The organism is Thalassospira sp. B30-1, assembly GCF_015767575.1.
Lineage (GTDB): Bacteria > Pseudomonadota > Alphaproteobacteria > Rhodospirillales > Thalassospiraceae > Thalassospira > Thalassospira xiamenensis.
The window spans coordinates 3216237-3235666 of record NZ_CP065232.1 but is presented as its reverse complement, the minus strand read 5'-3'; the positions used below and the strand labels follow the sequence as shown (position 1 = coordinate 3235666).

The following is a 19430-nucleotide window of genomic DNA, read 5'->3' as shown; positions in this document are numbered from 1 at the left end:
AGATGATGGATGGTTCGATGATGGGTGGCCCGATGATGATGCTGATGATGGCAGGAGGCGGTCTTGTGTTTCTTCTGATCCTTGCGATCCTGATCATGAGCGTTCTCGCGTTGTTTAAATATCTTCGGGGCGGGAAATGAGTGCGGTATCGCCCGGATCAATGGTCACCGGATTAATGGCTGGCGTCGGCATGGCTTTGTTGTTCGGCGTGATGGATGCCAGCGCGAAGCCCGAGAATCTGACTTTTCTCGAAAAGCCGCTCACTCCGGAACAGATAGCACTGGGCAAGGATGACTATGTTGAATTTTGCGCATCGTGTCATGGCTCAAATCTTGAGGGGCAGAAAAACTGGAAGCGCCGCCTTGACACCGGGCGGATGCCCGCGCCGCCACACGATGCCAGTGGCCACACATGGCGCCATAGCGATCAGGAACTGTTTGCGATCACCAAGTTCGGGGTTGGCGCTGTCGTGCCGGGGTATGAGAGCGATATGCCTGCATTTGAGGATGTGCTGAGTGATGAGGAGATCATCGCGGTACTCGGTTATATCAAGAGTGTCTGGTCGGACGAAGAACGCGAATTCCAGCACAATCTCAATCTTAAAGACGGGAGGGCGAGATGATTGCAGTCCCCAAAGAACATCGCCCGCAGAAACGGTTCAACCGGCTGATCTATTTCTTACCGCTTGGCATAGCATTGATATTGGGTGTGGCCCTAGCGAAGGGATTAACTCTTGATCCCAACACACTCCCCTCTGCCCTGTTGGGTAGACAGGTCCCGGAATTTGACCTTCCACCGGTAAAAGGTCGAACACAAGGTTTGTCGAGTACAGATATCAGAGGTGAGGTGTCGCTGGTCAATGTTTTTGCCTCCTGGTGTGTTGCGTGTCGCGAAGAGCATCCCGTGTTTATGAAACTGGCTCGCGACGGCACCGTCCCACTGCATGGCCTGAACTATAAGGATCAACCTGACGACGCTGCAGAATGGCTCGATAGTCTTGGTGATCCCTATACGAGAACCGGCGCGGATATTAATGGACGTGTGGCGATCGACTGGGGCGTCTATGGCGTCCCCGAGACCTTCGTTGTCGATGCGAAAGGGAACATTGCATACAAGCATGTCGGGCCGGTGACGGAAAAAGTGATGGCCGAGACCATTCTGCCAAGGGTCGAAAAATTGCGTAATGAGGCCTCAGGTGCCGGAACTGCGGAGGCACCTCGATGAAGAGCCTCTTAGTGCATATGAACCTGAAAGTGGGGTTTGCCGCTGGCATCATACTGGTGGTTGTTACCACATTGACCATAGTTTCGTTACGCAACGAGAAGAATGTCACCGATCAGGCAGCGGACAATGTAAGGCAGAGTCAACAGCGCTCGTTTGTCATGCATGATGCTCCCCGGCCTCTTCCCGAGTTCGGGTTCGAAAACGTCGAAGGTCAACCCATGACATTGAGTGATTTCGAGGGAACGGTCGTCTTGCTGAATGTCTGGGCTACTTGGTGTGTTCCATGCCGGGAGGAAATGCCGACTCTGGATGCCCTGCAGGCCGAACTCGGCAGTTCGGAGTTCAAAGTCGTTGCCTTGTCGATCGACCGGGCCGGAGTGGATGTCGTGCAGGATTTCTATACCGAAATCGGTATCCGGAATCTGGACTTCTTCATCGATCCAACCATGAAAACCACGACGGCTCTGGGTATCCCCGGTTTACCGACGACGCTTCTGATTGACAGGAACGGCCGCGAGCTTGGTCGACTTGTCGGACCGACCGAATGGGCGACAGCAGAGATGATAAAATTTCTTGAAACCCACATCTACACCGATTGAGGAAGGATCCCCTATGACTGAAATACAACGGACCAAATCCGGCAATACCTCGCTTGGACATGACGTGGTTCATGCCGTTCGATACTACCTGAAGGGACGTCGCGGTTTGCTCGTGCTGGCAGGAACCGCACTTGTCGCCGGACTTGCATTTAACTGGAGCTGGCTGGTTGCCGCCGGCATCGCGCCTTTGCTCCTCTCCGTTCTGCCGTGCGTAGCGATGTGTGCGCTGGGTTTATGCATGAACAAAAAGGCCTGTTCGTCGAAAAAGAGCGCCAGCGATATCGCCCCTTCCTCCGATGAAATCCCGAAAAACAGTCTTCCCGGCAATGAGGCCGGAAGGTCCCCGGCTGCATCAGGCGCAAATATAGCGTCTTTAACTCCGCAGTCGGGACATGAGTCCACAACCGAAAGGAATGTTAAAGATGCGTAAGTCAATCAAACTCACCGCTATTGCCACAATGATGGTCGCGGGACTGGCGACAACAGCCCTTTATGCCCAGGAAGCCCAAACTCCGGACATGCAATCCCCGATGATGGAGCATGACGGCAATTCCGGCATGGGGGATATGCAGGGCATGATGGGTATGATGAAGATGATGAGCCAGATGGGTCCGATGATGGAGCAGTGTACTGAAATGATGGCTGCAATGACCGATCAAATGCCGAAGCCTTCCGACAAATAACATCGTGACATGACACCCGCCCGGGACAAATACCCGGGCGGGATTTTCTACGGGATCGTTTCATGACATCGCATAATTTCAACCGGTTACGTTTCATCCGTTCTATATTATGGGGGATGGTTGTTCTTGCTGCCCTGCTCTTTGGCGGCGCATATATCTTCCAGGCTTCCGACCGCAAGCAAATGTCGTCGGGGGCCGAAGGGACGGGAGAAGCCGCCATTCACTCTGATTTTTCCTTGACCGATCATCAGGGAAACCGTGTGACCGAAGCAAGCTTTCCGGGGCGTTGGCAACTTGTCTTTTTTGGTTTCACACACTGCCCTGATGTTTGTCCGACCACACTTGCCTATATGGCGGATGCGCTTGACCGAATGGAATCCGAAGCCGACCGTGTGGCACCGATATTCATTACAATTGATCCGGTACGCGATACACCTGATGTCATGGCTGAATATGTCGAGGCCTTTCATCCGGCGCTGATCGGATTGACCGGTAGTAAGGAGGATGTCGCTGCAGCCGCCGAGGCTTTTCGGGTCTATTACGAAAAGTTGGACGACGATACAGCACCGGACGGCTATTTGATGGCCCATTCCGGGCATCTTTATCTGATGGCACCGGATGGGCGTTACCTGACTGTCTTTCGTGAAGGAGATCAGCCGGCAGAAGACATGGCAATCCGGATTCTCGCGATCATGAATGGGAGTACAATATGAAAAGAACAGCCATCGCCCTCGTCATGACCTTGCTATCAGCACTACCGGTTTCTGCCGGAAACCTTGTCGAAATATCTGACGCCTGGGCACGTGCCACGATTCTGACATCCCGTCCGGGTGTGGCATATCTTACGATCACAAGCGCTGCGACCGACCGCCTTCTGGAAATCACCACAGCTGTGGCCGACCATGTGATGATACATGATGTCGTCACGGTCGATGATGTTCGCCGGATGCGACATGTCATGGCTCTGGATGTTCCGGCCAACCGCCCGGTCACTCTGGCGCCGGGGGCAATGCATCTCATGTTGACGGGATTGCATGAAAAACTCCGTGAAGGTGAGAAGTTTCCCATGACATTGCGCTTTGAAAACGCAGGCGAGATTAGCATTGACGTCGCCATTCTTGGCATAGCTGCCGCCGGGCCGCAGGGGGAAACAGAATGATCCGGTGGTTGTTTTTGATCCTGGCGTTGACGGCCTCACCAGCTTTTGCGAATCATCCCGGTGAACACCTTGACGAGGTGATGGCGGATAAAGAGCCATATTTTGAGGTGACAAACACCGGAAAGGTTCCAGAGATAGAACTTTTTAACCAAAATCAAGGTCGCTTTAATTTGAGCGACCTTGATGATCAGATACTTATTTTAAGTTTTGTGCCAAGGGATTGTGGTGCAGCCTGTGCAGAACAGCAAACCCTACTGGCGTCCTCTCAGGCGAGGCTGAATATTAGCCCGATGCGGGAAATGGTCACGTTCATTACCGTTCATTCCGAAGATTTTTCAGATACTCCTTCTTGGGATCTGGTGAACTGGCGGCCTGTTATGCCGTCTTCGGATATCAGTGCTGTAACTGTTGCCGATAAATTCGCCAAATTGAGCCAGCGTGACGGGTCTGCGCCGATGATTCATATTATCGATCGGAATACCCGCCATGCCGGTATTTTTCACGGCACGAGTTTCAATCAGATGAATCTGATCCTTTACGTGAACGGATTGACAAACGCTGTCCACCCCCCAAAGCCGCCTGTTGAAAAGGGGTGGCTCGATCAGTTAACAGACTGGTTCTCAAAAGTAGGAAAAGAGCCCTGAACAAAGATAGGCTTAGCACTGTTTGGTTAGCTGACCTTCCTGTTCTCTGAATACTTGGTTCCTGATTTTACGGAATACAGATTAATGCCTGAACTTTCCAATATCGGCATAATAAGCGCGTTCGCCGCAGGCCTCATATCGTTTCTCTCGCCATGCGTGCTGCCTCTGGTTCCCGGATATATCTCCTATATCGCGGGTGGTGCCTCTCTTTCGACCAGAACGGAGGCAATCCGAGTTGGTCGATTGTCATCTCTTGGTTTCAGCCTGTGTTTCGTTTTGGGCTTCACCACGGTTTTCGTCCTTCTGGGGGCCAGTGCAACAGCACTTGGTCAGGTCCTGCTCGGGTACCGGTTCGAGATGAATCTGATTGGTGGCGGCATTGTCATTCTGTTCGGGCTGTTCATGCTGGGAACGCTCCGTCCGGCGTGGATGATGCGAGAAGCACGCTTTCATCTTGATCTGCCTGGTGGGCGTGTGACTTCGGCATATGTGCTTGGGCTTGCTTTTGCGTTCGGGTGGACGCCCTGCATTGGCCCTATTCTCGGTGCCATTCTGACTGTCAGCGCCGCGTCGGCAACTGTCAGCGATGGTATTGCTTTGCTGATCGTATATTCCGTGGGGCTTGGTGTGCCGTTTCTCTTGGCAGCACTGCTTACCGAGAGTCTGTCTGTCAGATTGAAATCCATAGGACGCTTTGGGCGTTATCTCCGTGCAGCGGCGGCCTTGATCATGATTGCTATGGGGACGGCGATGATGACCGGTTATATGTCCGCCTTTGCGTTCTGGCTGCTGGAAACATTCCCGCTTTTGGGGCGCATTGGTTGACGGGCCAGGAAGAACCTTCCAACACTTAATGGCTTTCTTAGCAGTGACTTGTGCGCGCTATTTTTTGCCGAAAAATTGGAAGAAAACAGCAAAGTACACGTCGTGTGAGACACTTCGAACAAAATACTTGACCTTCCAGTGACTGGAGCCTTGATACTTGCTTAAACAGCAGACAATCAGAGGTTCAGATGCAAAACCATAATCACGTGCAAATAAAACTTGATGGCATAACCTGCTCCTCTTGCGTAGCAAGAATCGAGCAAACTCTATCCGCGATGAAAGGTGTCGGAGAAGTATCGGTCAATCAGGCGAATGAGACAGCCCGAATGAAGGTCGACAAGGCGCAAAGGCTTGTCGAGATTGCTCAAGCGCTTCAGAAACTTGGTTATGCCCCCCAATATGGCAACGTAACTCTAAGTGTGAATTCAATGTCATGCGCCTCTTGTGTTAATCGCATCTCAAAGTCGCTTGGCCAAGTCACCGGCGTAATAGACGTAGCCGTCAACCTTCCAGCTGAGACTGTAGCGGTGAAATTCCTACAGAATGTTGTCTCTCCGACTGAATTGTCCTCCCAACTGACTGCTTCCGGTTATCCATCTGAGATCAAAGAAACAACGGACAGTTCTATCAAGAATAAACAGGTTGCGCGTGAAATAGCCTACCGTACGCTTTGGGCTGCTTTGCTAACTCTGCCTATTTTTCTGACCGAAATGGGCGGTCATATCATCCCGGAACTTGCTAATGTTATCGAAAGCACGATCGGGCAGCAAACTTACTGGACGCTGCAATTTATCTTAACAACAGCAATTCTTGCCGGGCCGGGCAGATACTTCTTCATCAGAGGTGTCCCTTCTCTTCTGAAAGGTTCTCCAGATATGAACAGTCTGGTCGCACTCGGAACGGGAGCGGCTTATATATTCTCTACCGTTTCCACATTTCTTCCTGAACTTATACCTGTGGAAGTTCGCGCAGTATATTTCGAAGCCGCAGCAGTCATCATTGTTCTCATCCTGCTTGGCCGTTTTCTGGAAGCCCGTGCAAAGGGGAGGACTGGAGCGGCGATCCAAAAACTTCTGGGACTTCAAGTTATAGAAGCACGAGTACAACGCGATGGCGAAAGCGTCATTGTTCCTGTTGATGACCTTCAAGTTGGCGATGTTATTATAGTGCGCCCGGGTGAACGAATCCCGGTTGATGGTGTAATTGTTGAGGGAAACAGTCATATTGACGAGAGCATGATAACGGGCGAGCCAATTCCTGTTGCCAAACAAGCTGATTCAAAAGTCACAGGAGGAACCGTGAATGGTGCAGGAGGCTTCAGTTTTCGCGCAACTCGTGTTGGTGAAGACACAACATTATCGCAAATAATTCGGATGGTTGAAGAAGCCCAATCCACCAAACTTCCCATTCAGAGTCTGGTTGATCGCGTAACTCAATGGTTTGTACCTGCAGTCATGTTTTTTTCTGCACTAAGTGTCTTGGCATGGTTTTTGTTCGGTCCTGAGCCAGCCGTTACAATGGCGTTGGTGGCAGGTGTTTCTGTTCTAATAATAGCCTGTCCTTGCGCAATGGGGTTAGCCACACCAACCTCCATCATGGTTGGAACAGGTCGTGCAGCTGAAATGGGTATTTTGTTTCGCAAGGGAGACGCACTTCAGGAACTTCGTTCCGTTCAGATCGTTGCGCTCGACAAGACTGGTACTTTGACGGAAGGGCGGCCAGAGGTAACCGATTTTGTGGTTGCTCAAGGCTTCACAAAACTTGAAGTTTTAAGGTATGTAGCTGCTGTTGAAGCCAGATCGGAACACCCGATTGCCAACGCAATCGTATCTACGGCGCGCCGTGAGAATATTGACGCAGACCAACCAGTTACAGATTTCACCTCATTCACTGGTTACGGCGTCCGAGCAAAGGTTGATGATGCAACTGTCCTAGTTGGAACTGAACGCCTGATGCGACGAGAACAGATTGATCTCAAAGATTTTCCTGCAGTTGTTCAAAAGCTCTCACGAAACGGGCGAACAGCATTGTACGCAGCAATTGACGGACAGGTTGCTGCTGTTATCGGAGTGTCAGATCCTGTAAAGCCTTCAAGCAGGGACGTGATAAAAGCGCTTCACAGCCTTGACCTGAAAGTCGCAATGATAACAGGTGACAGTCTTGAGACTGCACAGGTAATTGCAGAGGAAACTGGAATTGATCATGTAGTTGCTGGAGTGTTGCCAGACGGCAAGGTTGCGGCCTTGAATGATCTTCGTGGAGAGGGGCGGAAGATTGCATTTGTTGGTGACGGTATTAATGACGCACCTGCTCTCGCTCATGCCGATGTTGGGATCGCGATAGGCACAGGCACTGACGTGGCAATTGAGTCGGCAGATATTGTTCTGATGTCTGGCGATCTTGGCGGCGTCATCAATGCCTTTGAAGTATCCAACCGGACGATGCGAAACATTCAGCAAAATCTGTTTTGGGCTTTTGGCTATAACACCGCACTTATCCCTGTTGCTGCAGGTCTGCTTTATCCTTTCTCTGGAATTCTGCTCACTCCTGTTCTCGCAGCAGGCGCAATGGCGTTGTCTTCGGTCTTTGTTTTAACAAATGCATTGCGGCTCCGTAAAATTGTGCCGGTAATGCGTATGTTGTGATCGCGTGATTGGATTGAGAAAGAACTGAAAAGTTCTATTAGATCGTGAGTGCGTCAAAGTACCGGTAGGAGAAGTTCTTCTCGGCAAGAACCTCTCTTACCCAATACCGGATTAAGGAGCGATTAAATGACGACCTCAAGTGATGAACAATTGGAGTATGTAGTTTTGCATGCTTTCAAACATGCCTGCAGCTGCGAAAGGCTTGATATTGCCGAATTTATGCTAAGAGCCCTTGAAAAGCTTGATCAGGAGCGAACGGAACATGACACCGTGGATCGTCCATTGATGGATGCGTATCGTGATTTGACGGCAAGCTCACAGCATCACAATAATTGATAGCTGGGGTGGTAAGGTCAATTGGAACACTTGAATTAACATTTCAAAGTATCCTTCATCTTTCAGCAAACCGAGTTTCACATGGCACGGCTTGATTCGTGTGAAGAAGAGTTGGTGGTTTTCTCAATTGGCAACTGAATGCAGCACAGGTGTTCCATGTCTGCACCCAATTAAAGAACGGGGTACAGAAACAGACTCGCCATAGGCCATTGATTGTTGCCCCAGACATTTTATCGCCTGATCCGACGCAGGAAGTACGCCAGAAATGGGCAATAGGTCATGCCGTGAGCGATTTTTGCCCGCAACGGACACTGCTCTTAACCCTTGATAGCCAGAATGCGTTTGGCGCCGTTCAGTACAATGACCCCGGCGATGGTGCCGATGATCAGGTCCGGATAATTGGACCCGGTCCACGCGACCAAAACGCCGGCGGTGATGACCCCCAGATTGATCACCACGTCATTGGCCGAGAATATCCAGCTTGCCTTCATGTGCGCCCCGCCCTCCCGATGTTTGGATATGAGCAGCAGACAACTGGCATTGGCAATCAATGCGACGAATGCGATAGCCATCATCACCAACGATTCAGGCTCACTGCCAAATACAAAGCGTCTCACCACCTCCGCTAGTGCTCCAACAGCCAGAATTAGCTGCAGAACACCAGCAAGATGCGCGGCACGCACCTGCATTCTTATGCTATGCCCAACAGCATAAAGGGCGAGCCCGTATACCGCCGCATCTGCGAAATTATCAAGAGACTCACTAATTAGGCCAGTGGACTGGGCTGCCAGGCCGGAAATCATTTCTATTAGAAATAGGAGTGCATTGATGCCAAGCAACCAGCGCAGGGTGCCTGCTTCTTGTTTGATAGAGGTAGTTGAGGCTTCGGCGGTCTTGATGGTCTCTGGATCGGCTGCGGTGCTTTCCTGAAGCGTAGCGCCTAGCCCCAAGGTCTCCAACTTTGTAGTGATAGCGGCAACTTCGCCATTGTGTACGACCTCCAACTGGTGGTTCGACAAGTCGAAGGACAAGGTCTGAATCTCCTTAAGGCCATTCAGGGCGAGGCGGATTATTCGTTCTTCTGACGGGCAGTCCATTTTTGGCACTGCATAAATACTGATCCATTGCTCTGATGCTTCGAAGGCGTTCGGTTCATCGGTATTCGATGGCGGAGGTGCATCACTACCAGAAAGGCTATCACAGAATATACTCATGACATGGTTCCACTTTAAATTACAGTGTTACCATTCAAAACTATATAGTAACTATAAGGTCAATAGGGTGGAGAGGACAAATGCGCATTGGTCAGTTGGCACGGTTAGTAGAGATCGACACACAAACAATCCGCTTCTATGAACAGCAGGGCCTATTGCCGTCGGTAGGGCGGAGAGAAAACGGCTACCGCGTCTATACCAAAAAGCATGGTCAACGGTTGAGATTTATCCGTCGCTGCAGAATTCTGGGTCTATCTCTGGCGGAGATTTCCGAACTACAGCAGCATCAGGATGAGCCTCATCAGCCTTGTAATGCGGTCAACGTTTTACTTGATGATCACATATCTCATGTGCAATCACAGATTGCCACTCTACAAGCGCTAGAAATACAACTCGTTTCACTAAGAGAAAGTTGCAAAGATGGACGGGATGTAGAGGAATGTGGCGTTCTTTCTGGGATCAATGATAAAGAGACGCATAAGAGGTAGAGGGGTTTTACTGTGGAACAAACCGAAAAACCAATATTTTACTCTTGCCGATTTAATTATATAAACAGAAACTTTTTTGGTTTATCTTGCTAAATACTTCATATTTTATATATTACTTGGGGCGTATCCTTTTTTGTAATCTGGCATTCCATCATAAGTTTTTGTTGATATTTAGCTCAAGGATTTGGGAATAATTGAAATTTACTTCATTTGTTGGCATGCTGACAATGTTGTAAAAATTGATAACTGGCCTCTTTGTCCTTTTGATGAAGCCGAACTCACAAGCTACTACTTCAAACGTGGAACAAGGCTTCCAGAACAGGGCACTCAGGCACATCTTTTCCTGAACATTGAGCTGCCGTTTCCGCCAAAACCTGTTCGATCCGTTTCAGGTCATCAATTTTTGTGCGCACGTCAGCAAGATGGCTTTCCGTACGCTGTTTGACCTCCGAACATGTTTGCAACTGACCATCTATAAGAGTCAGCAACCCCCGGATATCTTCAATCGAAAAACCCAGATCACGGGCGCGCAGGATAAACCGCAACCGGGAAACATGTGTTTCGTCATACAGCCTGTAACCCGTTTTGCTGCGCCGCGGATCGGGCATCATGCCGGTCTTTTCATAATAGCGGATCGTTTCAAGATGACAGCCTGTCACCTTCGACAATTCTGCTCGCTTTAGTCGCCTCCCGGAATTGTGATCGTCCATGTGATCAAAACCTTCTTTAATCTGTAGCAGCTACAGACTGTATCTTAACTGCGAATCGAATTCGAGGTAAATCACATGAACGATATCAAATCGGACGACCTGTTGTCGGATGACGGGAAGCAGACAAAAAGAGGTCTGCTTGCAACTGGTGGAGTGGTCGGAGCCATTCTTGCATCCGCCTGCTGTGTCGCACCACTCCTGCTTCTGATGCTGGGGGTGTCGGGGGCCTGGATCGGCAATCTGACGGCTCTTGAACCTTACAAACCACTCTTCGCGACGGTGGCTCTGATATTTATCGGGCTGGGGTTCTGGCAGGTCTATTTCAAGACCAAGCCAGCTTGTGACGACGGGTCTTACTGCGCCCGTCCGGAATCCGCACTGATCACCAAAGCCGCCCTGTGGTTCTCAACCGTGCTGGTGGGATTGGCCCTGACAATCAACTGGTGGGCACCGCTGTTCTATTAGGAGAAATCGAGATGAAACGAACAGGCATTATTCTGGCCGGGGCATTTGCCCTGGGACTGGCTGTCATATATCCGGGAGGCTACCTCCCAACTGCGGCGCTTGCTGCCAGCGCCACAGCGCAGGATGAACAAACAACCGTTTTCGACATCGAAAACATGACCTGCGCCCTGTGTCCGGTGACGGTCAAAACCGCGATGGAAGCCGTCACCGGCGTAGAGGCCGTAGACGTCAACTTCGATAAAAAAAACGCAACTGTCACCTTCGACCCGTCAGTCGCCAATGTGGAAACCATCGGGATCGCTTCGACAAATGCCGGTTATCCGGCCAAGGCGCGGGATTAAATAATGCGTGGCAACACCATTTTCAAAACCGGGATCGTCGGAACAATTTTTGCTGTGATCTGCTGTTTCACACCAATCCTTGTTGTCTCGTTCGGGGCCCTTGGACTCTCGGCATGGCTGGGCTGGATAGACTATGTCCTCATACCCGGATTACTCCTGTTCATTGCCCTGGCACTGTACGGCTACCGACAACGAGCCCGTGCGCGCGCTTGCTGCGAGACCGATACACAACCAACCACCCGGAAAGGAAAATAATATGAACAATTGTTGTTCGACCGACAAACAGGAATATGACCTTGCTGTCATCGGCGCGGGTTCGGCCGGTTTTTCGGCGGCGATTACGGCCGCTGAACAGGGCGCAAGGGTCGCACTTATCGGCAAGGGAATGATTGGCGGCACATGCGTCAATGTCGGGTGTGTTCCCTCCAAAACCATGATCCGTGCCGCAGAGGCCGTGCATGGTGCGGGGGCCGCTGCGCGTTTTCCCGGCCTCTCCGGAAACGCTCATGTCGCTGACTGGCAGTCCCTGATCAAGGCTAAAGAGGATCTGGTTTCCGGTTTGCGTCAGAAGAAATATATCGATCTGCTGCCCGAATATGATGGTATCGATTATCTCGAAGGGGACGTTATATTTAATGACACCGGTCTTCTGCTTGACGGCAAAAAGCTTGTTGCAAGAAAGACAATCATTGCAACCGGCACATCCCCGTCATTTCCCGATATTCCAGGCATTGAGAATGTCCCCTGTCTGACCAGTACAACGGCACTTGAACTTGATCAGCAGCCACGATCACTTCTCGTGATTGGCGGCGGATATATCGGTTGTGAACTGGCTCAGATGTTTGCACGGCTCGGCAGCTCGGTTACGCTGGTGACACGGTCACGGCTTCTTCCCGAAGCAGAACCGGAAATTGCTGCATCGCTCACTCAGGAGTTAAGGAATGAAGGGGTATCCGTTCGCACGGGCCTCACCTACGAGAGGGTTGAACGGAAGAATGATAAAACGGAACTGACCATTAACGTTGATGGCCAGGCCGAGGTTCTTTTTGCTGAACATATCCTGGTAACGACAGGCCGTAAGCCGAATACAAACGGATTAGGCCTCGAAACGGCCGGAATTGAAGTAAATTCGAATGGCGGAATTGTTGTGGACGCGTACATGCGGACGACGCGTCCTGATGTATATGCTGCGGGCGATGTGACCGGGCGCGACCAGTTCGTTTATATGGCAGCTTATGGCGCCAAACTTGCGGCAATAAATGCCTATAACCGTGACGAACAGACATATGACAACACAACGATGCCCTGGGTTGTCTTCACTGATCCACAAGTTGCTGGCGTAGGTCTCTCCGAGGTTCAGGCACAGAAACGGGGCTTTGTGGTCAAGACATCTGTCGTGCCGCTTGATCTGGTGCCCAGATCACTTGCCGCCCGTGATACACGCGGTTTGATAAAACTCATTGCAGATGAAGCAACTGACCGCTTGCTGGGCGCTCAGATACTGGCACCCGAGGGCTGTGACAGCATTCAGACAATGGCGCTGGCCATACGGTTTGGGATGACCGCCCAAGAACTTGGCGACACGATTTTTCCCTATCTGACCACAGTCGAGGGCCTGAAACTTGCCGCTCAGGGCTTTGCGAGAGATGTCGCCAGACTGTCCTGTTGTGCCGGGTAACACCATGCGACGATGATAAGGAATTTACAAACGTGACACCGGACCTGTTCAACCTGATCTTTCTTGCGCTGGGCTTGGGATTTTTGGGATTTATCGAGCCCTGCACGATTGGCGCGCATATGCTGTTTCTCAACAGCCAGTGTGACCGTTCACTGCGCATGCGGGTTGGGGCTCTAGCTGCATTCATGCTCGCACGCCTTCTGGTCATGGGCGGTTTCGGCGGCGTGATCGTCATGCTGGGACAACGCATGATCGGGGTTCAGACCGGGGCATGGCTGATCTTTGGGGCACTCTATATGGTCATCGGAATTGTCTTCCTGTTCGGTGCAGGGGGACGGTTTCGGCGGCGTATCCGGATTGCGCCAGTCGGATGGCGGATCACGAAAAACCCATGGGTTCAGGGCGTTGCGTTTGGCCTGAATATTCCCGCCTGCGCCGCGCCGATCCTTTTCGGCCTGATGGGGGCCGCAACCGCAACAGGCTCCGCCGCAAAGGGTTTCATTCTGATGGCGGTCTTTGCGCTGTCGTTGTCACTTCCATTGGTACCGTTTTCGGTCGTGCCGCAACTTACTTCGCTTCTTGTCGGACTTGCAGACTGGATGCGTCCGCGCCGCTGGTTGACCGGCTTTGTTTTCGTCGCCCTTGGCCTATGGTCAATCTGGTTCGGGCTATTTGTCAATCTGGCAGACTGGGCAAAGGCATGAACTTGGGGAGGCGCCTCTCTGCTGATCTGCGGAAGTGATCTGTCGTAAGTGGGATGATTTATGGAAGATGGGAGACATGTGCATTAGGAGAGGCTTGGCGTAGACACCACGATTGATGTAAAAGGCTTGTTAAGAGTCTTCCTGTGTCGTGGAAGGCCCATTACGTATCAGAACCTTCTGCTTGTGTCATACGTACTGCCTGGCGAATTCTTGAAGCCGTTTGTCGTTCCATCTCGCGCATTTGAAGCAGCATTGCTGCCATCAGGTCTCTCGCCGTCCCGGTTTCCTGTTTTAATTTGGCGATTTCCTGACGCAGACTCATGATCTCATTTTGTTTTGATGATTTTGCTGTTGCCTCAAATGATTTCAGTCTCTCAAGCACTTTGGGATATTTGTACAGTGTTGTCCGGCTATGCCCGGCTTCGCGCGCAACCATACTTTTGTTGATTTTGGGTGTATTGCTGGAATTGGCTTTCAGAGCATGACGCGCGAGGAGCCGATCAATCGCCATCATGAATGCGGCTTCAACAGATGTGGGTGACATGGTTTCATTACCCGGGATTGTTGTTTTCTGCAGCTGCAGCTTCGGTGGTTTCAAGCTTGTTTAGCACCATAATACATTGTTCGAGGCGTTGTTTGCAGAGTTGTGCGAGAGCAAAGTCATCATTGGTTGTTGCCGTTTTCAGATCATCTTGCAATTTGGCCCGGCGGTCTTTCCAGAAGGGCAAATGAGTCTCGTCAAGGACAAGGTTTTGACATTCCCAACATAAATCCGGGCGTGCGGCCGACCATAGCGGCGCACTGATCACCCATCGGGCAGAGCAACCGATGGTACAATTCCCGGTTCCCTGTCGAAACAGGCAGGTTCCGAGGGATGTCTTTCCCCAGCGAATATCATGTGCCCGTATACCCGAGGTACGAACCAGTTCTTCAATATCGCGTGGGCGGTCATCTTCGGGACGGTTGTCCAGAGATTTTCCGAGTTGATTCGCAGTCTCTTTCAGTTTTCCACTGAGGGCCCCCGAGACGTTTTTTCTGCCGGCAATCATTTCGCCAATGAGAGAGACCGTTGACTGAACCGCAGCATCATCAAGGATCTGTTTCAGTTCTGGATCCGCATTTATATATCCCTGTTCCGTCATCGCCATACTGATGTGTTTGAAATGCTCCCGAAGCACCGGGAGCATGCAGCTGTCGCTTCGGATGACATATTGGGCGAAGGATTTGCGCCATTGATGAGAAGTAACAGTCCAATCCTTAACACCGCTTCTGACAAAGAACCTTCTCTGGCAGCGATTGACCCAACTTAAAGTATGGGCTTTCACATCTTTGGTCAGGCTTTTTGTTCGGCTAAAACCGACAATCAGTTCGTTGATGTTTCTTCGAGTGCGCCAGGGGGCGTACAACCTTTCGATGACAGATATTGCCTTGACCGGAACAGGAAGGTGATCACTCCCGACCGGGCGCAGTCCGGTGACCCAGGTGGCCGGGCGAGGCGTTTTCGTCGTCTTGTAGATATGACCGGAAAGATAAAATATCTCATGAAGACCGCTGGCCGACGGTTCAATTTTTATGCAATCGGGCAAGGCATTTTGTGCCAGTGGCGTATCAGAGGCTTGCAGTCCCAGCAATTCACTCACTCTGATACCCGACAATCCCTGGATGAGGATCAGGCACGCGTCAGTCAGAGAGTTCATGCGATCGCGTAAATGCTTCCTGTCTGGTGCATGTTTTTCGGCAACCTGCAGGTCTTTGGTGTCCGCGAAATGCCGAGCCTGTAAAATAATATCCTCTGCCGCGTCAAGCATGCACAAGGCGCTGGTCATTATGTGCAAAAATATGGGGTCGGGGACTGGCGGGACGTATCCCTGTTCCCTGCCTGCCAGCTGTTTCGCGACCTCGAACGCTGTCATGCCATGCCAGGGGGCGCTGCCCGGTACAGGAATTCCCGCCTTTGCCAGAACAGGGGCCTGATATCCCAGAGAAACAGGCAATGCGAGATGTTCCATAAGATACACGGCGTTGAGATTGGCTTTATTCTGCTTGTCGATGAGCAGGTTGTCGAGATACTGGTCAAAAGCACAGGTATCAAGCGCGCCGAAATGAGCGTAGCCGGATTTGCCCATCCAGCGAGCAAGATAAAGAACCCGTCGGGAGAGTTTGCCCATTGAGCCCGGCTTGTATCTATGCCGCTGTCTTGGGTCGACAATCAGTGACCAGACCAGTCGACGATGTGCGTCGAGCAATATCGCCCATTTCGGGTCTACGAATTTACTGCCGTCCGGCATGATGAAATCCCAGCGTATGGTGCTGGCTGCAGCGTCGTGACCTGGCGTCAGATTATCGAAGAACCATCTGTCATCATACCAGCGGGAATGGCGGTTGATCCTCGTTTCCCGCAGATCTTCCGCTGCCATGAGATGATATGCTGTAGCGGTTTGTATAGGGTTCATGTCATTCGATCAGAATGGCGTGGGTTCTTTGAATGTTTTTGGCCTCATGCCAAACACTCCTGGCCGGGAACTTGCTGAGCCAATTGTCCAGGCCCTTTTGTACCGTTGACCAATATAGCCAGCGACCTGGCGGTAAATCGTGACGTGCTTTCTCAATGGCATTGTGGAGATGAAGCAGTTGTGCCAAAGCGTGTGAATTGTCGGGGATCACGGCGGCGCGAGGACATAGCGGACACTCTCCCCAGGCGGTGCAGAGTTGTCCTGTGGACTGGGATGCGAGAGGAGAATCATAGGGGTCGGTGCATTCAAACCCCGGCGTTGCGGCGCGACCTGTATTGTTTGGAAGATTGATACGGTCATCGGACTTTCCAGATGTCCGGATATATCGTTCCCGTCGGTTCAAAAGATTGCCCAATGTTTCCCGTCTGCGGTGCCGGGCCGCTTCCGACACATAATGCGTTTCCGTTGTCTCTGTGTGCCAATGATTGAGAATTGCCTGTTGTGCCTTGATATCCCCGTTACTCAGTTGATTGACAATCTCCGAGATGGTGGGGCGAATGTTCGACAAGCTGAAATCAGGGAGTTGATTATCTTTTCTGAAAGCAGAAAGTGCGTTAGGGAAGGTGCAGGTTGCATTGAGATAATGATGAGCCCTTCCGTAATTTCTGCCCTGAAATATGAAGAGCATATCATGGTCGGGATCGTGCTCGGCATTTGGGAGGCGACGGGTCAGCTTTCCGACATTGTTGAAAATGGAAATCGGGCTATCAATCTCTGTGCTATCCTGAGGATAGGTTCGAACCTGATCGCCTCGCGCGCGTTTCTTCCCGCCGACCACCCGATATCTCGGCGCCAGTTCGGCACTTCCTTTAAGTAACGAGCTCTCCCGAAGGGCGGATTTTCGTAAAGCCAGTATGGTTTCCGGATTGAAGGCCGTCCTGATTGCCATCATCACGACAAACGGGACCAGAGAGCGCTTTGTTGCATACAGCCACGGAGCAATACCCTTGATCCCTCCGAAAAACTCGATTTGTCGTCGCCGGCCATCGCCGTCAGCAAAGAATTGTTTGCTGTTCGTCACATAGCCACCATAGCGGTCTTCAATGATTGCCAGCAATGTTTCAAGTCTATGCTCGGTGGGTGAAGCACCCGCCTGCAGGCGTTCTCTACCTGATTTAATAAAGTCGTTTCCTTCTTCCCATTTGCGCATCCATGTCTGCATTTCTTTGATGCAGGCGCGCTCAATCGTTACAAGATCGGTGATAGCCAAAATTGGTCGATGAGCAATTTGCTCGTTTATTCCAGGCCAGGGATTTGGCTGGATATAAGCATCCCCAGGGACTTCGCTTGTATATTGTGGATTTTGTTTAAGATAGTGCAATACAACACGGAGTGGGGAGATTAACCCGGCTTTCGTTTTGCTTGTAAGCTGTTGGGTGTCGAGCCAGAAAATGTACTCATTAAAAAGAGTTGTGGTCAGATCCGACAGTTTAAAATGTGCTTTTCCCTGTTCGCACATAAAAGCAAAGAAGCGATTGAGAGCTTGAACCTTGTTGACCTGGGTAGAGGGACCAAACTTGCGAATATGCGAGAAAATGGCCGTAGCAAACGGAACAGACAGATGTTCGGCTTTCAGCCAATCGTCGCTGACATTGATCTGGGCACTGCCGCGGTTGGATTTTGCGGTACGGGGACAGTTTAGCGTGAGTTGACACAGTTTTCCGTCAGGTGACAGCTTTTGGATAACCCCGTATTCTCTCTCTTCCTTTTCCGGACGGGCCAGGTTGTTCCTGTCGAAGGCAGGTGCCGCACCCGGGCGATACGTGAGAAAAGATCTGTCCATGCGCTTTCTAGCCATCGCGTAGGGCCTTGAGATACGTATTCAGGGTATCTGTCATGAGTGCTTCCCGAATTTGTACACTCCGCAAATATGTATTGATTGTTGTCGTTATGTGACTATGGCCAAGCAATGTTCGCAGGCTGAGCCAGGGTTCTGCTTTGCCCGCGCGAACCAGTTCAAAATACATGGTAACCGCAAAGGTATGACGGAGGTGATGAAAGCTGTGCAGGGCTTCAGGTCTGTCTAAGGGGCTGGTTGTGCCGTTTTTATGGGAAGGGCATACAAGACCGGCTTTCAGAACCGCGCGCTGAAAGTGGCGCCAGATGGAATGAGCTGTCATTGCTTCACCCGGATTTCTTTTGGCATGGGCGTGATTGACAAAAAGAGCCTCGACAGATGTTTTCGCGCGTCGAACCGCACGGGCCCGTTCTGTTTTTACGTAATGTCGCAGATCATCATGGATTATGCCCGGTACGACAACTGTGCGCGGCTTCAGGCCTTTGGTTTTGTAAAGAGGCAATGCGACGTTGCTGTAGCTACCATCTTTCTTGAGATTCTTGTATTGCGACAGAGTGAGGTTGGCGCATTCGTCAAGTCGCATTCCTGTGGCGACAGCAAGGCTGGCAATGAGCCGGTCTCTGCATGGACGACGATCAGCTTTGTCTCCGGGGATCGAACCAAGTTCGGCGAGCACTCGTTGAAGAGCTTCGGGAGAAAATGCCTCAGCCGTTTCACTGTTATAGGTTCTCGGAAGCAGTTTACTCGTTTTGACCGTATTGTCGCCGGATTGAACATGCGCCATCCGGGTAATTGCATAATTTCGGGGTTTGATACGTTCTTCGTAAAACTCTTTCGCATCAAATTCAATCAAGCCTTGTCTGGACGCCCATTCATAGAAGTCAACGATGGTGCCAAGCCTGCGGCGTACTGTTGCAACAGCATATCGTTTACCGGTTTTAGGTGATTTGCTGCATAAAAGCTTGTCGCGATATAGTTCGATGTCATCGAAACAAGCAGCGTCCCAATCCCTATGAATCAAGCCTAGATATGTGAACCACTCATACAGGTCATAGGTTAAAGCTGTTTGTGTGTTTCCTACCGAGGGAATTCTCGAGGACCGGACGCATTTGTCATGGAGATAGAATAAGACCGGCTCAACAATTCTGCATCCGTCATAGACAAGATAGTGGAAACCGGTAGGGAGACTGTGGCTCTTCACTTGATCCCACTCGGTATCGCGGATGATCGTTGCAGGTCGAACGACATCCGCTGTTTTGGCAACCGTGTAGTAGGGAACTGTCAGCATGCTTCCCTCATTCCAAATGTCGGGCACCGGGTTTTGTTTGTCATCTTGAGGCTGTGATATCAGACCTTACCTGCACCGCCAGCATGCTGGCGGTGCAGGTAAGGTCTGTAGGCACA

Annotated in this window: 24 protein-coding genes; 18 read left to right on the top strand and 6 right to left on the bottom strand. The window is 51.1% G+C overall.

Going from position 1 to position 19430, the window contains the following annotated elements; all coding sequences use genetic code 11:
• The first annotated feature begins 2 nt into the window (after window positions 1–2).
• From IT971_RS15270 to IT971_RS15215, 12 genes are all read left to right on the top strand, one after another.
• Window positions 3–140 (top strand): hypothetical protein, encoded by a 138-nt coding sequence (locus tag IT971_RS15270; protein ID WP_155988749.1) that lies wholly within the window; start codon window positions 3–5, stop codon window positions 138–140.
• A complete protein-coding gene (locus IT971_RS15265) occupies window positions 137–622 on the top strand; it encodes a cytochrome c (RefSeq protein WP_063089329.1) in 486 nt (161 codons plus the stop codon). The genes IT971_RS15270 and IT971_RS15265 overlap by 4 nt, the downstream gene beginning before the upstream one ends.
• Window positions 619–1224 (top strand): DsbE family thiol:disulfide interchange protein, encoded by a 606-nt coding sequence (locus tag IT971_RS15260; protein ID WP_063093935.1) that lies wholly within the window; start codon window positions 619–621, stop codon window positions 1222–1224. Before IT971_RS15265 ends, IT971_RS15260 begins: the two co-directional genes overlap by 4 nt.
• Window positions 1221–1823 (top strand): TlpA disulfide reductase family protein, encoded by a 603-nt coding sequence (locus IT971_RS15255; protein WP_223305185.1) that lies wholly within the window; start codon window positions 1221–1223, stop codon window positions 1821–1823. The genes IT971_RS15260 and IT971_RS15255 overlap by 4 nt, the downstream gene beginning before the upstream one ends.
• Window positions 1798–2253 (top strand): hypothetical protein, encoded by a 456-nt coding sequence (locus IT971_RS15250; protein WP_196871076.1) that lies wholly within the window; start codon window positions 1798–1800, stop codon window positions 2251–2253. The genes IT971_RS15255 and IT971_RS15250 overlap by 26 nt, the downstream gene beginning before the upstream one ends.
• A complete protein-coding gene (locus IT971_RS15245; RefSeq protein ID WP_063093933.1) occupies window positions 2246–2506 on the top strand; it encodes a hypothetical protein in 261 nt (86 codons plus the stop codon). The genes IT971_RS15250 and IT971_RS15245 overlap by 8 nt, the downstream gene beginning before the upstream one ends.
• Window positions 2507–2568: 62 nt before the next feature.
• Window positions 2569–3219 (top strand): SCO family protein, encoded by a 651-nt coding sequence (locus IT971_RS15240; RefSeq protein WP_063093931.1) that lies wholly within the window; start codon window positions 2569–2571, stop codon window positions 3217–3219.
• Window positions 3216–3665 carry a copper chaperone PCu(A)C gene (locus IT971_RS15235; RefSeq protein ID WP_062956573.1) on the top strand — a complete coding sequence of 150 codons (450 nt, stop codon included), beginning with the start codon at window positions 3216–3218 and terminating at the stop codon, window positions 3663–3665. The genes IT971_RS15240 and IT971_RS15235 overlap by 4 nt, the downstream gene beginning before the upstream one ends.
• A complete protein-coding gene (locus IT971_RS15230) occupies window positions 3662–4309 on the top strand; it encodes a hypothetical protein (protein WP_062956572.1) in 648 nt (215 codons plus the stop codon). Before IT971_RS15235 ends, IT971_RS15230 begins: the two co-directional genes overlap by 4 nt.
• 84 nt (window positions 4310–4393) lie before the next feature.
• The gene (locus IT971_RS15225; protein WP_063093929.1) at window positions 4394–5134 is read left to right on the top strand and encodes a cytochrome c biogenesis CcdA family protein; all 741 of its coding nucleotides are present in this window, start codon (window positions 4394–4396) and stop codon (window positions 5132–5134) included.
• Window positions 5135–5322: 188 nt separating this feature from the next.
• Window positions 5323–7779, top strand: coding sequence for a heavy metal translocating P-type ATPase (locus IT971_RS15220; RefSeq protein ID WP_063093927.1), 2457 nt, complete (start codon window positions 5323–5325; stop codon window positions 7777–7779).
• A 126-nt stretch (window positions 7780–7905) separates the two neighbouring features.
• A complete protein-coding gene (locus IT971_RS15215; RefSeq protein WP_062956569.1) occupies window positions 7906–8115 on the top strand; it encodes a hypothetical protein in 210 nt (69 codons plus the stop codon).
• A gap of 317 nt (window positions 8116–8432) precedes the next feature.
• On the opposite strand, the gene IT971_RS15210 is transcribed toward IT971_RS15215, so the two are convergent.
• Window positions 8433–9329: a cation transporter gene (locus IT971_RS15210; protein ID WP_062956568.1), complete on the bottom strand. Its 897-nt coding sequence runs from the start codon at window positions 9327–9329 to the stop codon at window positions 8433–8435.
• Window positions 9330–9409: 80 nt separating this feature from the next.
• On the opposite strand from IT971_RS15210, the gene cadR reads away from it, so the two are divergent.
• Window positions 9410–9817: a Cd(II)/Pb(II)-responsive transcriptional regulator gene (cadR, locus tag IT971_RS15205; RefSeq protein ID WP_063093925.1), complete on the top strand. Its 408-nt coding sequence runs from the start codon at window positions 9410–9412 to the stop codon at window positions 9815–9817.
• A 293-nt stretch (window positions 9818–10110) separates the two neighbouring features.
• Here the strand turns inward: cadR and IT971_RS15200 are convergent, their stop codons facing one another.
• On the bottom strand, window positions 10111–10527 hold the full coding sequence (locus IT971_RS15200) for a helix-turn-helix domain-containing protein (RefSeq protein ID WP_062956567.1): 417 nt from the start codon (window positions 10525–10527) through the stop codon (window positions 10111–10113).
• Window positions 10528–10602: 75 nt separating this feature from the next.
• Here IT971_RS15200 and IT971_RS15195 point away from each other — a divergent pair, with 75 nt between their 5' ends.
• The 5 genes from IT971_RS15195 to IT971_RS15175 are packed head-to-tail and all read left to right on the top strand — an operon-like array spanning window position 10603 to window position 13715.
• A complete protein-coding gene (locus tag IT971_RS15195) occupies window positions 10603–10992 on the top strand; it encodes a mercuric transporter MerT family protein (protein WP_062956566.1) in 390 nt (129 codons plus the stop codon).
• Window positions 10971–11333, top strand: coding sequence for a heavy-metal-associated domain-containing protein (locus IT971_RS15190; protein WP_223305183.1), 363 nt, complete (start codon window positions 10971–10973; stop codon window positions 11331–11333). Before IT971_RS15195 ends, IT971_RS15190 begins: the two co-directional genes overlap by 22 nt.
• A 3-nt stretch (window positions 11334–11336) precedes the next feature.
• Window positions 11337–11588 (top strand): mercury resistance system transport protein MerF, encoded by a 252-nt coding sequence (gene merF / locus IT971_RS15185; RefSeq protein ID WP_063093920.1) that lies wholly within the window; start codon window positions 11337–11339, stop codon window positions 11586–11588.
• A gap of 1 nt (window position 11589) precedes the next feature.
• Entirely contained in the window at window positions 11590–13011 is a 1422-nt protein-coding gene (gene merA / locus IT971_RS15180; protein WP_063093918.1) for a mercury(II) reductase, read from the top strand.
• Window positions 13012–13043: 32 nt separating this feature from the next.
• A complete protein-coding gene (locus IT971_RS15175) occupies window positions 13044–13715 on the top strand; it encodes a cytochrome c biogenesis protein CcdA (protein ID WP_063093916.1) in 672 nt (223 codons plus the stop codon).
• A gap of 160 nt (window positions 13716–13875) precedes the next feature.
• On the opposite strand, the gene IT971_RS15170 is transcribed toward IT971_RS15175, so the two are convergent.
• From IT971_RS15170 to IT971_RS15155, 4 genes are read right to left on the bottom strand one after another with little or no spacing between them, the layout of a single operon-like run.
• Window positions 13876–14259, bottom strand: coding sequence for a hypothetical protein (locus IT971_RS15170; RefSeq protein WP_063093914.1), 384 nt, complete (start codon window positions 14257–14259; stop codon window positions 13876–13878).
• Between the two features lie 7 nt (window positions 14260–14266).
• The gene (locus IT971_RS15165; protein WP_139190039.1) at window positions 14267–16132 is read right to left on the bottom strand and encodes a hypothetical protein; all 1866 of its coding nucleotides are present in this window, start codon (window positions 16130–16132) and stop codon (window positions 14267–14269) included.
• A 37-nt stretch (window positions 16133–16169) separates the two neighbouring features.
• Window positions 16170–18011: a phage integrase SAM-like domain-containing protein gene (locus tag IT971_RS15160; protein ID WP_129542743.1), complete on the bottom strand. Its 1842-nt coding sequence runs from the start codon at window positions 18009–18011 to the stop codon at window positions 16170–16172.
• A gap of 7 nt (window positions 18012–18018) precedes the next feature.
• A complete protein-coding gene (locus tag IT971_RS15155; protein WP_063093908.1) occupies window positions 18019–19314 on the bottom strand; it encodes a tyrosine-type recombinase/integrase in 1296 nt (431 codons plus the stop codon).
• Between the last annotated feature and the right edge of the window lie 116 nt (window positions 19315–19430).

Bases quoted from the DNA above. Each gene is read 5' to 3' on its own strand.
- IT971_RS15215 (WP_062956569.1), top strand. From the start codon at position 7,906: ATGACGACCTCAAGTGATGAACAATTGGAGTATGTAGTTTTGCATGCT.
- IT971_RS15270 (WP_155988749.1), top strand. From the start codon at position 3: ATGATGGATGGTTCGATGATGGGTGGCCCGATGATGATGCTGATGATG.
- IT971_RS15165 (WP_139190039.1), bottom strand. From the start codon at position 16,132: ATGGCAGCGGAAGATCTGCGGGAAACGAGGATCAACCGCCATTCCCGC.
- IT971_RS15225 (WP_063093929.1), top strand. From the start codon at position 4,394: ATGCCTGAACTTTCCAATATCGGCATAATAAGCGCGTTCGCCGCAGGC.
- IT971_RS15220 (WP_063093927.1), top strand. From the start codon at position 5,323: ATGCAAAACCATAATCACGTGCAAATAAAACTTGATGGCATAACCTGC.
- IT971_RS15245 (WP_063093933.1), top strand. From the start codon at position 2,246: ATGCGTAAGTCAATCAAACTCACCGCTATTGCCACAATGATGGTCGCG.
- IT971_RS15235 (WP_062956573.1), top strand. From the start codon at position 3,216: ATGAAAAGAACAGCCATCGCCCTCGTCATGACCTTGCTATCAGCACTA.
- IT971_RS15155 (WP_063093908.1), bottom strand. From the start codon at position 19,314: ATGCTGACAGTTCCCTACTACACGGTTGCCAAAACAGCGGATGTCGTT.
- IT971_RS15170 (WP_063093914.1), bottom strand. From the start codon at position 14,259: ATGTCACCCACATCTGTTGAAGCCGCATTCATGATGGCGATTGATCGG.
- cadR (WP_063093925.1), top strand. From the start codon at position 9,410: ATGCGCATTGGTCAGTTGGCACGGTTAGTAGAGATCGACACACAAACA.
- merA (WP_063093918.1), top strand. From the start codon at position 11,590: ATGAACAATTGTTGTTCGACCGACAAACAGGAATATGACCTTGCTGTC.
- IT971_RS15255 (WP_223305185.1), top strand. From the start codon at position 1,221: ATGAAGAGCCTCTTAGTGCATATGAACCTGAAAGTGGGGTTTGCCGCT.
- IT971_RS15210 (WP_062956568.1), bottom strand. From the start codon at position 9,329: ATGAGTATATTCTGTGATAGCCTTTCTGGTAGTGATGCACCTCCGCCA.
- IT971_RS15260 (WP_063093935.1), top strand. From the start codon at position 619: ATGATTGCAGTCCCCAAAGAACATCGCCCGCAGAAACGGTTCAACCGG.
- IT971_RS15200 (WP_062956567.1), bottom strand. From the start codon at position 10,527: ATGGACGATCACAATTCCGGGAGGCGACTAAAGCGAGCAGAATTGTCG.
- IT971_RS15240 (WP_063093931.1), top strand. From the start codon at position 2,569: ATGACATCGCATAATTTCAACCGGTTACGTTTCATCCGTTCTATATTA.
- IT971_RS15265 (WP_063089329.1), top strand. From the start codon at position 137: ATGAGTGCGGTATCGCCCGGATCAATGGTCACCGGATTAATGGCTGGC.
- merF (WP_063093920.1), top strand. From the start codon at position 11,337: ATGCGTGGCAACACCATTTTCAAAACCGGGATCGTCGGAACAATTTTT.
- IT971_RS15160 (WP_129542743.1), bottom strand. From the start codon at position 18,011: ATGGACAGATCTTTTCTCACGTATCGCCCGGGTGCGGCACCTGCCTTC.
- IT971_RS15195 (WP_062956566.1), top strand. From the start codon at position 10,603: ATGAACGATATCAAATCGGACGACCTGTTGTCGGATGACGGGAAGCAG.
- IT971_RS15230 (WP_062956572.1), top strand. From the start codon at position 3,662: ATGATCCGGTGGTTGTTTTTGATCCTGGCGTTGACGGCCTCACCAGCT.